The 15,982-nt window shown below is 66.6% G+C and carries 4 protein-coding genes, 1 tRNA gene, 3 rRNA genes and 1 pseudogene; 1 reads left to right on the top strand and 8 read right to left on the bottom strand.

Annotated features, from left to right (window positions below):
- The 3 genes and pseudogenes from B9S61_RS19330 to B9S61_RS19320 all read right to left on the bottom strand — a co-directional run.
- Positions 1-915, bottom strand: a pseudogene (locus B9S61_RS19330) (cell division protein FtsK); the annotation flags it as partial.
- A 174-nt stretch (positions 916-1,089) separates the two neighbouring features.
- Positions 1,090-1,767 carry a two-component system response regulator gene (locus tag B9S61_RS19325; protein ID WP_103543387.1) on the bottom strand — a complete coding sequence of 226 codons (678 nt, stop codon included), beginning with the start codon at positions 1,765-1,767 and terminating at the stop codon, positions 1,090-1,092.
- Positions 1,768-2,074: 307 nt separating this feature from the next.
- On the bottom strand, positions 2,075-7,549 hold the full coding sequence (locus tag B9S61_RS19320; protein WP_103543386.1) for a HAMP domain-containing protein: 5,475 nt from the start codon (positions 7,547-7,549) through the stop codon (positions 2,075-2,077).
- Positions 7,550-7,970: 421 nt separating this feature from the next.
- Between B9S61_RS19320 and B9S61_RS19310 the strand changes: the two genes are divergently transcribed.
- A complete protein-coding gene (locus B9S61_RS19310) occupies positions 7,971-10,724 on the top strand; it encodes a SpoIIE family protein phosphatase (RefSeq protein ID WP_103543385.1) in 2,754 nt (917 codons plus the stop codon).
- A gap of 61 nt (positions 10,725-10,785) precedes the next feature.
- On the opposite strand, the gene B9S61_RS19305 is transcribed toward B9S61_RS19310, so the two are convergent.
- The 5 genes from B9S61_RS19305 to B9S61_RS19285 form a co-directional block, all read right to left on the bottom strand.
- Positions 10,786-10,858 (bottom strand) — tRNA-Thr (locus tag B9S61_RS19305).
- 76 nt (positions 10,859-10,934) lie between these two features.
- Positions 10,935-11,606: a DegT/DnrJ/EryC1/StrS family aminotransferase gene (locus tag B9S61_RS19300; protein ID WP_181007439.1), complete on the bottom strand. Its 672-nt coding sequence runs from the start codon at positions 11,604-11,606 to the stop codon at positions 10,935-10,937.
- A gap of 117 nt (positions 11,607-11,723) precedes the next feature.
- Positions 11,724-11,840, bottom strand: a 5S ribosomal RNA gene (gene rrf, locus B9S61_RS19295).
- An 89-nt stretch (positions 11,841-11,929) separates the two neighbouring features.
- Positions 11,930-15,055, bottom strand: a 23S ribosomal RNA gene (locus B9S61_RS19290).
- A 312-nt stretch (positions 15,056-15,367) separates the two neighbouring features.
- Positions 15,368-15,982: ribosomal RNA gene (locus B9S61_RS19285) — 16S ribosomal RNA — on the bottom strand; the annotation flags it as partial.

Here is a 15,982-nt window from a genome sequence, read left to right as displayed (position 1 = left end):
GCGCCGGGACAGCGCCTCCTGCTCGGCACTTCCCGGGTCGTACTCCTCCGGGGCCGGGCGCCGTCCGCGGCGGCTCACCGGCAGCGTCTCGCGCCACTGCTCCTCGTACCGCGCGTCGTCCTCGCCGAACTCCTCCGGGTCGGGTTCCTGCACGACTCCGAGCCGGACACCGAGCCGACGCAGCCGCTGCGGGATGGCGTTCACCGGCGTGGCCGTGACGACCAGCAGACCGAAGACCGTGAGCAGGACCAGCAGCGGCACGGCGAGCACATCGGTCATGGTGGACGACAGTGGCGTGGCCGCCACCCAGCCGATGAGGCCGCCGGCGTCCCTTATCGCGCGCATGCCCTCGCTGCGGGCGGGCGATCCGCACCCGATGTGGATCTGTCCGAGCACGCCGATGACGAGCGCGGACAGGCCGATGACGATCCGCCCGTTGGCCTCGGGCTTCTCCGGGTGCCGGATGAACCGTACGGCGATGACGGCGACCAGGATCGGTACCAGCAGGTCGAGCCGGCCGAAGGCGCCGGTGACCAGGATCTCCACGAGGTCGCCGACGGGACCCTCCAGGTCCGCCCAGGTACCGGCGGCGACGATCAGGGCGACGGCGAGCAGCAGCAGCGCGAGGCCGTCCTTGCGGTGCGCGGGGTCGAGGTTCTTGGCGCCCTGCCCTATGCCCCGGAAGACGGCACCGACCGCGTGCGCGAGGCCCAGCCACAGGGCGCGTACGAGCCGGTACACGCCGCTGGTCGGATTCGGGGCCGGCGCGGGTGCCGGCTTCTTCGCCGGGGACTTCCTGGCGGGAGCCTTCTTCGCCGGGGCCTTCTTGGCAGCGGCCTTCTTCGCCGGAGCCTTCGGGGAAGCGGCCGCCTTCTTCGCGGGCGGCTTCCTGGCTGCGGAGGGACGTGAGGCCATGGGTGTGAGGTTACCGGCGGAGACCGCGGGGGACACGCGTGACGGGCGCTTCACCCGTTCGTGTCGCTTCCGCAGGGGCGTGAAGCTGACGCGGCGGGGCCCCGGGGAAGCCCAGTTGACATTCCTTCAGGGCCGCTCGGCTCCGGAGGCCGGGCAAGGCCGGTTTCCCCGGCGTCAGTTCTGCGACGGCACCGACGACGCGCTGCCGGTCCCCGGTTCCAGGGCGTCCAGCGCCCGCCGCAATCCCGTGAGCTTGCGCTCCAGATGGGCCGCCGTGGCCACCGCGGCCGCGTCCGTCGAATCGTCGCCCAGCTGCTTGGTCAGCGCCTCGGCCTGCTCCTCGACGGCTGCGAGCCGGGCCGAGAGCTCGGCGAGCAGTCCCGCCGACTCCTTCGCCTCACCGGCGTCCTTCTCGCCGCCCTCCAACTGGAGCCGCAGCAGCGACGCCTGCTCCCTCAGCTGGCAGTTCTTCATGTACAGCTCGACGAAGACCGAGACCTTCGCGCGCAGCACCCACGGGTCGAACGGCTTGGAGATGTAGTCGACCGCCCCGGCCGCGTACCCACGGAAGGTGTGGTGCGGGCCGTGGTTGATCGCGGTGAGAAAGATGATCGGGATGTCCCGGGTCCGCTCCCGCCGCTTGATGTGCGCGGCCGTCTCGAATCCGTCCATGCCCGGCATCTGCACGTCCAGCAGGATGACCGCGAAGTCGTCCGTGAGCAGTGCCTTGAGCGCTTCCTCCCCGGACGATGCCCGCACCAGCGTCTGATCCAGCGCCGAGAGGATCGCCTCCAGCGCGAGCAGATTCTCCGGCCGGTCATCGACCAGGAGGATCTTGGCCTTCTGCACCATGGCCCGCCCTCCTCGCCCCGGCTTGGGGCCTCCCCTGTCCACAGGACCTGGGGCCGCACCTGTGAGTACCACCCCAGGGGACGACTCCCTGGCGCCGTCCGTCCTTGTGCCGGTCATCGTAGCCGCACCCCGCCTGTCGCCACACCCTGTCACCGTGATGTCACTGTGCACACAGCAGAAACGCGGTGCGAGACCAGAAGGTTCCCCGAATCCCGTACTTCTACACGACTTCGCGTGCACCGCGTCAGCAACTCCGGATGAACACCGAAGCGTCCCGCCACGTGCGCGCGCCCTCCGGGCGCCGCCCTCACTCCCCCCGCATCCACTGCTCCATCACCGACAGCAGGTGATCCGGGTCGACCGGCTTGGTCACATAGTCGGAGGCACCCGACTCGATCGCCTTCTCCCGGTCGCCCTTCATCGCCTTCGCGGTGAGCGCGATGATCGGCAGCCCGGCGAACTGCGGCATCCGGCGGATCGCCGTGGTCGTGGCGTACCCGTCCATCTCGGGCATCATGATGTCCATCAGCACGACCGCCGCGTCGTCGTGCTGCTCCAGCACCTCGATGCCCTCACGGCCGTTCTCCGCGTACAGCACGGACAGACCGTGCTGCTCCAGCACGCTGGTGAGCGCGAAGACGTTGCGGATGTCGTCGTCGACGATCAGCACCTTCTGCCCGCCGAAGCGGATACCCCGGCGCGACGACCGGGGCGCCGGCTCCTGGTGCTCCACGCCCGGCCACTGCTCCGGCTCCGCCTCGGAGCGAAGCTCCGGACGGGGAGTGATGCGGCGGCTGCGCCGGAAGAGCGCGGCCGTCCCGTTCCGGGCGTCCTGGTACGGGTTCACCTCCACGGGTGCCCCGGGCTCCGGCGAGGCCGACTCGGCCGACGCCACCAGGCCCCCGGCCTCCAGCGCCGGCATGGGCTGGGCGTAGCCGTTCGGCGGCAGCTCGCTGGCGTGCAGCGGCAGGTACAGCGTGAAGGTGGAGCCGCGGCCCGGCTCGCTCTGCGCGTAGATCTCACCGCCGAGCAGCTGGGCGATCTCCCGCGAGATGGACAGCCCCAGCCCCGTACCGCCGTACTTGCGACTGGTGGTGCCGTCGGCCTGCTTGAACGCCTCGAAGATCACCCGCATCTTGCCGGCCGCGATACCGATACCCGTGTCGCTCACCGAGAACGCGATCAGATCAGCGTCCGGGTCGGTCAGCGAACCGGCCTCCAGCAGCTGCTCCCGGATGGCCTGCGGGACATCGTCACGGGCCGGCCGGATGACCAGCTCGACCGATCCGGAGTCGGTGAACTTCACCGCGTTGGACAGCAGGTTCCGCAGCACCTGCAGCAGCCGCTGCTCGTCGGTGTGCAGCGTGGCCGGCAGCTCCGGCGAGACCCGTACGGACAGGTCCAGGCCCTTCTCGGCGGTCAGCGGCCGGAAGGTGGCCTCCACGTAGTCGACGAGCTGGACGAGCGCGATACGCGTCGGGGACACGTCCATCTTGCCCGCCTCGACCTTCGACAGGTCGAGGATGTCGTTGATGAGCTGGAGCAGGTCGGACCCGGCGCCGTGGATCGTCTCGGCGAACTCGACCTGCTTCGGGGACAGGTTCGCGTCGGCGTTGTCGGCGAGCAGCTTGGCCAGGATGAGCAGCGAGTTGAGCGGCGTCCGCAGCTCGTGCGACATGTTCGCCAGGAACTCGCTCTTGTAGCGCATGGACACCGCGAGCTGTTCCGCGCGCTCCTCCAGGACCTGCCGCGCCTCCTCGATCTCGGTGTTCTTCACCTCGATGTCGCGGTTCTGCCGGGCCAGCAGCTCGGCCTTCTCCTCCAGTTCGGCGTTGGACGCCTGGAGCGCCTTCTGCCGCTGCTCCAACTCCGCCGACCGCTCGCGCAGTTGCTCGGTCAGCTCCTGGGACTGGGCGAGCAGCCGCTCGGTCTTGGTGTTGACCGAGATGGTGTTGACGCTGGTGGCGATCATCTCGGCGATCTGGTTGAGGAAGTCCTTCTGGATCGCCGTGAACGGCGTGAACGACGCCAGCTCGATGACACCGAGCACCTTCCCCTCGAACAGCACCGGGAGCACGATCACCTGTGCCGGGGGCGCCTCCCCGAGCCCCGAGGAGATCTTCAGATAGCCGCTGGGCGCGTTCTCCACCAGGATCGTGCGCTTCTCCATGGCGGCCGTCCCGATGAGCCCCTCACCCGGCTGGAACGACGTCGGCATGGACCCCATGGAGTAGCCGTACGAACCGAGCATGCGCAGCTCGAACTGGTCGTCGTCCGCGGAGGTCAGGTCCTCGCCGTCGACCAGCGGCATCGCCAGGAAGAACGCGCCGTGCTGCGCGGACACCACCGGCGTCAGCTCGCTCATGATCAGCGAGGCCACGTCGTCCAGGTCGCGGCGGCCCTGCATCAGCGCCGAGATGCGGGCCAGATTGCCCTTGAGCCAGTCCTGCTCCTTGTTGGCGATGGTGGTGTCGCGCAGGTTGGCGATCATCTTGTTGATGTAGTCCTGCAGCTCCTGGATCTCCCCGGACGCGTCCACGTCGATCTTCAGGTTCAGGTCGCCGCGCGTCACCGCGGTCGCCACCCGCGCGATGGCGCGCACCTGCCGGGTGAGATTTCCGGCCATCTCGTTCACGGACTCGGTCAGGTCCCGCCAGGTGCCGTCGACGTCCCGCACCCGTGCCTGACCGCCCAGGGCGCCCTCGGTACCCACCTCGCGGGCGACGCGCGTGACCTCCTCGGCGAACGACGACAGCTGGTCCACCATCGTGTTGATGGTCGTCTTCAGCTCGAGGATCTCCCCGCGCGCGTCGATGTCGATCTTCTTCGTCAGGTCGCCCTTGGCAATGGCCGTCGTCACCATGGCGATGTTGCGGACCTGACCGGTCAGGTTGGACGCCATGCCGTTCACCGACTCGGTGAGGTCCTTCCAGGTCCCCGCCACACCCGGCACATGCGCCTGACCGCCCAGGATGCCGTCCGTGCCCACCTCACGGGCCACCTTGGTGACCTGTTCGGCGAACGCGCTCAGCGTCTTCACCATGGTGTTGATGGTGTCGGCGAGCTGCGCCACCTCACCACGCGCCTCGATGCTGACCTGCCGCGTCAGGTCGCCGTTGGCGACGGCGGCGGAGACCTGCGCGATGTTGCGCACCTGAGTGGTCAGGTTCTTGGCCATCAGGTTGACGTTGTCGCTCAGGTCCTTCCAGATGCCCGTGACGCCCGGCACATGCGCCTGACCGCCCAGCATGCCCTCGGTACCCACCTCACGGGCCACCCGGGTCACCTGCTCGGCGAACGACGACAGCTGGTCCACCATCGTGTTGACGGTCGTGACCAGCTCGAGGATCTCGCCCTTGGCGTCGACGGTGATCTTCTTCGACAGGTCACCCTTGGCGACCGCGGTGGTGACCTCGGCGATGTTGCGCACCTGGAGGGTCAGGTTGTTCGCCATGCCGTTCACCGACTGGGTGAGGTCCTTCCAGGTGCCGGAGACACCCTGCACCTCGGCCTGACCGCCCAGGATGCCCTCGGTGCCCACCTCGCGGGCCACCCGCGTGACCTCCTCGGCGAACGACGACAGCTGGTCCACCATCGTGTTCAGCGTGTTCTTGAGCTCGAGGATCTCCCCGCGCGCGTCCACGGTGATCTTCTGCGACAGGTCACCGCGCGCCACCGCCGTCGCCACCTGGGCGATGTTGCGCACCTGACCGGTCAGATTCGACGCCATGCCGTTCACGGAGTCCGTCAGGTCCCGCCACACGCCGGCGACCCCGGGCACCTGCGCCTGACCGCCCAGCCGGCCCTCGGTGCCCACCTCACGGGCCACGCGCGTCACCTGGTCGGCGAACGACGACAGCTGGTCCACCATCGTGTTGATGGTGTTCTTCAGCTCGAGGATCTCCCCTCGCGCGTCCACGTCGATCTTCTGCGACAGGTCGCCCCGCGCGACGGCGGTCGTCACCTGCGCGATGTTGCGCACCTGACCGGTCAGGTTCGACGCCATGGAGTTGACGGAGTCGGTGAGCTCCTTCCAGGTGCCCGACACGCCGTCCACACGTGCCTGGCCGCCCAGCCGGCCCTCCGTGCCCACGTCCCGGGCCATCCGCGTGACCTGGTCGGCGAAGCTCGACAACTGGTCCACCATCGTGTTCACGGTGTTCTTCAGCTGGAGCATCTCGCCGGAGACGTCCACGGTGACCTTCTGCGACAGGTCGCCGTTGGCGACCGCCGTCGTCACCTGGGCGATGTTCCTCACCTGTCCGGTGAGGTTGCGGAACGCCGTGTTGACGGAGTCCGTCAGGTCCTTCCACGTACCCGCCGCACCCGGTACCTGCGCCTGGCCGCCCAGCTCACCCTCGACGCCGATCTCGCGCGCCACGCGCGTGACCTCCGCACCGAAGGCGGACAGCTGGTCCACCATCGTGTTGACGGTGTTCTTCAGCTCCAGCATCTCGCCGGCCACGTCCACGGTGACCTTCTGCGACAGGTCGCCGTTGGCGACCGCCGTCGTCACCGCAGCGATGTCCCGCACCTGAGTGGTGAGGTTCCGGAACACCGTGTTGACGGAGTCCGTCAGGTCCTTCCACGTACCCGCCGCACCCGGCACGTTCGCCTGGCCGCCCAGCCGCCCCTCGGCCCCGACCTCGTTGGCGACGCGGGTGACCTCGTCGGCGAAGATCCGCAGCGTCTCGGTCATCTGGTTGATCGTGTCGGCGAGCTGCGCCACCTCGCCGCGCGCCGGCACCGTCACCTTTCGCGACAGGTCACCGTTGGCGACCGCCGTCGTCACCTCGGCGATCCCGCGCACCTGCGCCGTGAGATTGCCGGCCATGGTGTTGACGGAGTCCGTGAGCTCCTTCCACACGCCGTCCACCCCGGGCACCTGCGCCTGACCGCCCAGGGCACCCTCGGTGCCCACCTCACGGGCCACCCGGGTCACCTCGGAGGAGAACGCGGAGAGCTGGTCCACCATCGTGTTGACGGTGTTCTTCAGCTCGAGCATCTCGCCCTCGACATGCACGGTGACCTTGCGCGACAGATCACCGCGCGCGACGGCCGTCGTCACCAGCGCGATGTCGCGCACCTGCGCCGTCAGCCGCTCCGCCATCGTGTTGACGGAGTCCGTCAGGTCCTTCCACGAACCGGACATGCCCCGCACCTGGGCCTGTCCGCCCAGCTTGCCCTCGGTACCGACCTCGCTGGCCACACGCGTGACCTCGTCGGTGAAGGTCGACAACTGGTCGACCAGGTTGTTGACCGTCCGCGCGACCTTCAGGAACTCGCCCCGCAGCGGGTGCCCGGTCCCGTCCGGCGCCTGCGTCCGCAGCTCCATGCGCGGCGACAGATCACCCTCGGCCACCGCCGACAGCACCCGGCTCACCTCGGAGACCGGCCGTACGAGGTCGTCCACCAGTGCGTTCGAGTGGTCGATGGCGGTCGCCCAGGAGCCCTCGGAGGGCCCGGTCTCCAGCCGCTCCGCGAGCTTTCCCTCACGGCCGACCATGCGACGCACCCGCGCCAGCTCACCCGTCAGATGGAGATTGCGGTCGGCCACCTCGTTGAAGACCGCCGCGATCTCCGACATCACGCCGTCGCCCGACACCGTGAGCCGCCTGCGGAAGTTGCCGTCCCGCATCGCCACCAGGGCCGTCATCAGCCGGTTCAGGGCCGCCGTGTCCACGGTCGTGGTCCCGCCCCGTGCCCTTCCCGGCTTACTCAGGGACTGTCCGCCTTTCGCGCGCGTCGTCTTCGTGCCCCGCGTCGCTGCGCCAGACTCCACTGTGTCCCTCCCGCAGGGGTCGACCGTTACCGCTGTGCCCCGGGCGCCCTCCAGGGCGTCCCGTTCCTGCCGTGCTTTTCCTGTACTACTGCTACTACTGCGATTTCCTGCCCGACGTTCCAAGGCGCCGCCAGGGGGCTGCTGCCCACCCGACGCGGAAGGCACACGGCCTGCCCGGACCTTCACTACAAGCCTGCCCAGTGTTTCACCCTCACCGAACCAGGCCATAACAGTTCGGCAGCTTCGCACATCGTCCGCACACCCGCCGGACGGCTGACACCTCCGGACGGAAACACCGCGGACCGGCATCCGCTCGGACGGCGAAGGTAAGTAACCTTGCATCCGGCTGTCCAGCCACGCCGGTCCGCCCGGTCTGGGCGGTGGCACGAGACGAGCGGGCATCGGAGGGGCGGCCGCACACATGACCACCGGAGTGATCCCGGGGGACCAGCCCCCGGACCCACGGCCGACTGACGGCCTGCCGCACCAGCGGGGCGAGCCGGTCGGCCAGGGAGCCATGCCCGTCGAGAACCGGTCGAGGAGTTCTGTGATCACCGCGCGCGCGGCCGCCAGCTTCGAGCCCCTGGGGCGATCGGTCGCGAGCGCCCGCTCCTTCGTCCGCGACACCCTGCAGGGCTGGGGCTTCGGCGACGTCGTCGACGATGCCGTGGTTCTCACCAGCGAACTGGTGACCAACGCCGTCGTGCACGCCGGCACCTCCGCCGACCTGCTCTGCCTGCGCAGCGAAGAGGGCGTACGGATCGAGGTGGCCGACCGGTATCCGGAGCGCGAGATCCCGCTCCAGGGCTCACCCGTCAACATGGGCAGCCCCGACCGCGAGGGCGGCCGGGGCCTCCAGCTGTGCGCGGCCCTGGCGGGCCACTGGGGCGTGGACTACACCCCCACCCACAAGACCGTCTGGTTCCAGCTCGACCTTCCCGAGCGCCCCGTCGGTGCCCGGTCCGCCGGTCCCTCCCTGCCGGCCCACCTCCTCCCGCTCGCCGACACCCGGGTCCGGGTGGCCGTCGTCCAGATCGACCGGATCGGCTCCATCAGCGCCTGGAACGAGGACGCGGAGGAGCTTTTCGGCTACTCCGCCGAGCAGGTCACCGGAAAACCGCTCACCGATCTCGCGGCCTGGCCGCACACCCCGGGCACCGGCACCGGCATCGCCGAGGCCCTCCGGCTCTCCCGCTGGGAGGGCAGCTACGGCATCCACAGCGCCAGCGGCCGGGTGATCCCGGTGTACGCCTCCCACCTGCGGGTCCGCGACACGGACGGCGAACCGTCGACCGTCTGTCTGCTCGTGCGGGACCACGAACGGGCGGTCCTGCAGACGCCCCTGCGCGGCCCGGCGTCCGACTCGTCCGGCGGCTCCGAGGGCCAGAGCGCCGACCCGTTCGAGGTCTTCATCGGCTCGCCCCCGCCGGAGGACCTCGACGGCCTGCTCCAGCGCACGGTGGAACGCGCCCGCGACATGCTCGACGGCGACTCCGCCTTCCTGCTCCTCGCCACCGACGACGAGACCGAACTGGAGGTCCGCGCCTCCACCGGCCTTCCCTCGGCCCGCCAGCGCTTCGCCCGCGTCCCCGTCGAGGCGGGCCCCGGCCGCTACGGCTCCGCCCGCATGCCGGCCGTCCACGAGGACCTCGCCGCCGTCTCCGGCGCGGTGCCCCTCCTCAACAGCACCGGTATGCGCTCGGTCGTCACCGTCCCGCTGAAGGTCGAGGGCCGCCTCACCGGCTCGCTCGGTGTCGCCGCCGAGGCACCCGGCAGGTACTCCAACGAGGAGGCTCTGCGCCTGCAGTTCGCGGCGGACCGGATCGCCCTCGCGGTCGAGTCGGCCCGCCTCGGCGAGCTGGAGCGGCTGCGCCGGGGCTCGCTCAGTTTCCTGGTGGAGGCGTCCGACCTGCTGGCCGGCACCCTGGACCGGGACCAGACCCTGGCCCTGATGGCCCAGATGACGGTTCCGACCCTCGCCACCTGGTGCGCCGTCTACACGATCGCCGACCAGTCCTCCGACCCGTACCTCTCCTACGTGCTCCACGAGGACGAGGAGCTGATCGACGGCATCAAGTCCCTGCTGTCGAAGATCGCTCCTCCCGACCCGGTCCCCGCTCCCGGCGCCCGTGTCTGGTCGGCGCCCGCGGAGGTCGCCCACCAGGCCGCCCTGCGCACGTCCATGCGCAGCCTCGGCCTCAGCGGCGGCCCTTCCCAGCAGATCACGACGGGTATCGGCCCGACGCTCGCCACCGCCTCCGCGGTCGGTGGCGAGACGGTGGTTCTTCCCCTGGTCGCCCGCAACCGCGTCATCGGCATGCTGACGCTCGGCAAGCCGACCGACGAGCACTTCCGCCAGGAGATCCTGGAACTCGCCGAGGACCTCTCCCGGCGGGCCGCCCTGGCCCTGGACAACGCCCGCCTCTACTCCGAGCGCACGGCCATCAGCCAGTCCCTCCAGCGCAGTCTCCTGCCGCCGGAGCTGCCGACGATCGAGGGTGTCGAGGTCGAGGTCATCTACCGCGCGGCCGGTGAGGGCAACGAGGTCGGCGGCGACTTCTACGACCTGTTCCCGATCAGCGACGGTGCCTACGGCTTCGCCATCGGCGACGTCTGCGGTACGGGCCCGAACGCGGCGGCCGTCACCGGCCTCGCCCGGCACGCGCTCCGCCTGCTGGCACGCGAGGGCCTGAGCGGCCCGGCGGTCCTGGAGCGCCTCAACTCCGCGATCCTCGACGAGGGCGCCCGCAGCCGCTTCCTCACCCTCCTGTACGGCGAGATGCGCCCGCAGGAGGACGGCAGCGCGGAACTGAAGGTGGTCTGCGCCGGCCATCCCCTCCCGCTCCGGCTCCGCCAGGACGGCACGGTCGAACCGGCCGCGGAACCCCAGCCGCTCCTCGGCGTGCTGGAGGACCTGGAACTGTACGAGCAGACGGTCACCCTCGATCCCGGCGATGTCCTCCTCTGCGTCACCGACGGCGTCACGGAGCGCCGTGAGGGCCCGCGGATGCTGGGCGACGACGGTCTCGCCGAGGTCCTGACGACCTGTACGGGCCTGACGGCCGGCGCCGTCGCGGCACGCATCATGCGGGCCGTGGAACGCTTCGCCTCCGACGCGCCGTCCGACGACATGGCCATTCTGGCCATGCGGGTACCGGGGCTGCAGAAGGATTAGCGGGCACCTTGCCCAGGACATGAGAAAGGCCCCGCCCGAATGGGCGGGGCCTTTCTGTCCGAGCCCCCAAACGGAATCGAACCGTTGACCTTCTCCTTACCATGGAGACGCTCTACCGACTGAGCTATAGGGGCCTGTTGCCTCGTGCGAGGTTTCCTCGCGGCAACGGGGTAGAGCATACCCCGAACGGAGCCGTGCTCCCAACCGCCCTCAGAGGGCCGGTTGCAGCAGTCCGCCCAGCGCATTGCACGCGGACGCGATCCGCTGCATGTCCCTCTTGGTCAGTGAGGCGTCGACGGGAAGCGCGAGGGTCTCGTCGGCGGCCCGCTCGGTCTCGGGGAGGGAGACGCACTGGCGGAATCCGGGCAGCCGGTGCACAGGCGTCTTCACCGGCACCCGGCATTCGACGCCCTTGGCGCGTATGGCTCGTGCGAAGGCGTCCCGGTCGGGACGTCCGTTCCCCGGTACGCGGACGACGTACTGCTGATAGGTGTGCCCGGTTCCGCCTTCCGGGGTGTGCACGCCCCGCAGTCTGGCGTCGAGGAACGCGGCCCTCTCACGCCGTTGCGCCATCTCCTCGTACGGCGCCGCGGGCGCCTCGGACTCCCGGTGTTCCAGCACCAGCAGCCCGTGCCGCCGACCGAGGGCGTGCAACGACCCGAGATCGGCGGGCCGGCCGAAGCGGTGTACGACAACGACGGCCGCCGTCCGCGGAGTTGTGGCCGCTTCCACCGCGGCCGGCTCCAGGCAGTAGGTCGCCGGGTCTATGTCGGCGAAGACCGGCAGGGCCCCGGCCGTCATCACGGCCTCGGCGACTTCCACGTTGCCGAAGGCAGGTACGACGACCTCGTCACCGACACCGACACCGGCGGCCCTGAGCAGTGCACCAGTACCCATCATGGGGTGGATGCTCGTCGCGCCACGTGAACTCCAAGTGACGCGCAACAAAAAAGGGTCGGACCCTGAACCGAAGTTCGGGATCCAACCCTTTGAATGATTGTTCGGCGGCGTCCTACTCTCCCACAGAGTCCCCCCTGCAGTACCATCGGCGCTGTAAGGCTTAGCTTCCGGGTTCGGAATGTAACCGGGCGTTTCCCCTACGCTATGACCACCGAAACACTATGAAACCGTTCAACCGCACCACACCGTGACCGGGCATGGGGTTGTTCGTGGTTTCAGAACCAACACAGTGGACGCGAGCAACTGAGGACAAGCCCTCGGCCTATTAGTACCGGTCAACTCCACACCTTACGGTGCTTCCATATCCGGCCTATCAACCCAGTCGTCTACTGGGAGCCTTACCCTCTCTAGGAGGTGGGAGTCCTCATCTCGAAGCAGGCTTCCCGCTTAGATGCTTTCAGCGGTTATCCCTCCCGAACGTAGCCAACCAGCCATGCCCTTGGCAGGACAACTGGCACACCAGAGGTTCGTCCGTCCCGGTCCTCTCGTACTAGGGACAGCCCTTCTCAAGACTCCTACGCGCACAGCGGATAGGGACCGAACTGTCTCACGACGTTCTAAACCCAGCTCGCGTACCGCTTTAATGGGCGAACAGCCCAACCCTTGGGACCGACTCCAGCCCCAGGATGCGACGAGCCGACATCGAGGTGCCAAACCATCCCGTCGATATGGACTCTTGGGGAAGATCAGCCTGTTATCCCCGGGGTACCTTTTATCCGTTGAGCGACGGCGCTTCCACAAGCCACCGCCGGATCACTAGTCCCGACTTTCGTCCCTGCTCGACCCGTCGGTCTCACAGTCAAGCTCCCTTGTGCACTTACACTCAACACCTGATTACCAACCAGGCTGAGGGAACCTTTGGGCGCCTCCGTTACTCTTTAGGAGGCAACCGCCCCAGTTAAACTACCCATCAGACACTGTCCCTGATCCGGATCACGGACCCAGGTTAGACATCCAGCACGACCAGACTGGTATTTCAACGACGACTCCCCCTGAACTGGCGTCCAGAGTTCACAGTCTCCCAGCTATCCTACACAAGCCGAACCGAACACCAATATCAAACTGTAGTAAAGGTCCCGGGGTCTTTCCGTCCTGCTGCGCGAAACGAGCATCTTTACTCGTAGTGCAATTTCACCGGGCCTATGGTTGAGACAGTCGAGAAGTCGTTACGCCATTCGTGCAGGTCGGAACTTACCCGACAAGGAATTTCGCTACCTTAGGATGGTTATAGTTACCACCGCCGTTTACTGGCGCTTAAGTTCTCAGCTTCGCCACCCCGAAGAGTGACTAACCGGTCCCCTTAACGTTCCAGCACCGGGCAGGCGTCAGTCCGTATACATCGCCTTACGGCTTCGCACGGACCTGTGTTTTTAGTAAACAGTCGCTTCTCGCTGGTCTCTGCGGCCACCCCCAGCTCGAGGAGCAAGTCCTCTCACCAGTGATGGCCCCCCTTCTCCCGAAGTTACGGGGGCATTTTGCCGAGTTCCTTAACCATAGTTCACCCGAACGCCTCGGTATTCTCTACCTGACCACCTGAGTCGGTTTAGGGTACGGGCCGCCATAAAACTCGCTAGAGGCTTTTCTCGACAGCATAGGATCATCCACTTCACCACAATCGGCTCGGCATCAGGTCTCAGCCTTAATGAACGGCGGATTTACCTACCGTCCGGCCTACACCCTTACCCCGGGACAACCACCGCCCGGGATGGACTACCTTCCTGCGTCACCCCATCACTCACCTACTACCAGCTCGGGTCACCGGCTCCACCACTCCGACCTCGTCCGAAGACTCAGCCGGCGGCTTCACGGGCTTAGCATCACTGGATTCGATGTTTGACGCTTCACAGCGGGTACCGGAATATCAACCGGTTATCCATCGACTACGCCTGTCGGCCTCGCCTTAGGTCCCGACTTACCCTGGGCAGATCAGCTTGACCCAGGAACCCTTAGTCAATCGGCGCAAACGTTTCTCACGTTTGTATCGCTACTCATGCCTGCATTCTCACTCGTGAACCGTCCACAACTCGCTTCCGCGGCTGCTTCACCCGGCACACGACGCTCCCCTACCCATCACAGCCGGCGTTGGCCGTATATGCTGCAATGACACGACTTCGGCGGTACGCTTGAGCCCCGCTACATTGTCGGCGCGGAATCACTAGACCAGTGAGCTATTACGCACTCTTTCAAGGGTGGCTGCTTCTAAGCCAACCTCCTGGTTGTCTGTGCGACTCCACATCCTTTCCCACTTAGCGTACGCTTAGGGGCCTTAGTCGATGCTCTGGGCTGTTTCCCTCTCGACCATGGAGCTTATCCCCCACAGTCTCACTGCCGCGCTCTCACTTACCGGCATTCGGAGTTTGGCTAAGGTCAGTAACCCGGTAGGGCCCATCGCCTATCCAGTGCTCTACCTCCGGCAAGAAACACACGACGCTGCACCTAAATGCATTTCGGGGAGAACCAGCTATCACGGAGTTTGATTGGCCTTTCACCCCTAACCACAGGTCATCCCCCAGGTTTTCAACCCTGGTGGGTTCGGTCCTCCACGAAGTCTTACCTCCGCTTCAACCTGCCCATGGCTAGATCACTCCGCTTCGGGTCTTGAGCGTGCTACTGAAACGCCCTATTAGGACTCGCTTTCGCTACGGCTTCCCCACTCGGGTTAACCTCGCAACACACCGCAAACTCGCAGGCTCATTCTTCAAAAGGCACGCAGTCACGACGTTGAGTGCAAGCACTCAACGCGACGCTCCCACGGCTTGTAGGCACACGGTTTCAGGTACTATTTCACTCCGCTCCCGCGGTACTTTTCACCATTCCCTCACGGTACTATCCGCTATCGGTCACCAGGGAATATTTAGGCTTAGCGGGTGGTCCCGCCAGATTCACACGGGATTTCTCGGGCCCCGTGCTACTTGGGTGTCTCTCAAACGAGCCGCTGATGTTTCGACTACGGGGGTCTTACCCTCTACGCCGGACCTTTCGCATGTCCTTCGCCTACATCAACGGTTTCTGACTCGTCGACCAGCCGGCAGACTGGTCAAGAGAGATCCCACAACCCCGTATGCGCAACCCCTGCCGGGTCTCACACGCATACGGTTTGGCCTCATCCGGTTTCGCTCGCCACTACTCCCGGAATCACGGTTGTTTTCTCTTCCTGCGGGTACTGAGATGTTTCACTTCCCCGCGTTCCCTCCACTTGCCCTATGTGTTCAGGCAAGGGTGACAGCCCATGACGACTGCCGGGTTTCCCCATTCGGAAACCCCCGGATCAAAGCCTGGTTGACGGCTCCCCGGGGACTATCGTGGCCTCCCACGTCCTTCATCGGTTCCTGGTGCCAAGGCATCCACCGTGCGCCCTTAAAAACTTGGCCACAGATGCTCGCGTCCACTGTGCAGTTCTCAAACAACGACCAACCACCCATCACCCTGCCCTCACAGGCAAGTTCACTGGGGCCGGCGACTGAAGACAGACCTTGCGGCCGTACCTTCAGACACCCAACAGCGTGCCCGGCCCCGCCCCGTCCGGTGATCGTGCGTTCCACGCTCCGAAGAGCAGTACTTGCAGCCACCGGCCCGAGAAACAGGACCGAATAGTCAACGTTCCACCCATGAGCAACCAGCACCGGACGTTCGCCGATGAACTGGCCCCTGGACTGCCGAAGCAGCCTAGAAGTGCTCCTTAGAAAGGAGGTGATCCAGCCGCACCTTCCGGTACGGCTACCTTGTTACGACTTCGTCCCAATCGCCAGTCCCACCTTCGACAGCTCCCTCCCACAAGGGGTTGGGCCACCGGCTTCGGGTGTTACCGACTTTCGTGACGTGACGGGCGGTGTGTACAAGGCCCGGGAACGTATTCACCGCAGCAATGCTGATCTGCGATTACTAGCGACTCCGACTTCATGGGGTCGAGTTGCAGACCCCAATCCGAACTGAGACCGGCTTTTTGAGATTCGCTCCACCTCGCGGTATCGCAGCTCATTGTACCGGCCATTGTAGCACGTGTGCAGCCCAAGACATAAGGGGCATGATGACTTGACGTCGTCCCCACCTTCCTCCGAGTTGACCCCGGCGGTCTCCCGTGAGTCCCCAACACCCCGAAGGGCTTGCTGGCAACACGGGACAAGGGTTGCGCTCGTTGCGGGACTTAACCCAACATCTCACGACACGAGCTGACGACAGCCATGCACCACCTGTACACCGACCACAAGGGGGGCACTATCTCTAATGCTTTCCGGTGTATGTCAAGCCTTGGTAAGGTTCTTCGCGTTGCGTCGAATTAAGCCACATGCTCCGCCGCT

Origin of the sequence: Streptomyces sp. SM1 (genome assembly GCF_002910825.1) — a bacterium.
GTDB classification, from domain to species: domain Bacteria; phylum Actinomycetota; class Actinomycetes; order Streptomycetales; family Streptomycetaceae; genus Streptomyces; species Streptomyces okerensis.
Note: the sequence above shows the minus strand (reverse complement) of the source record. Positions and strands in the feature narration are given on the sequence as shown.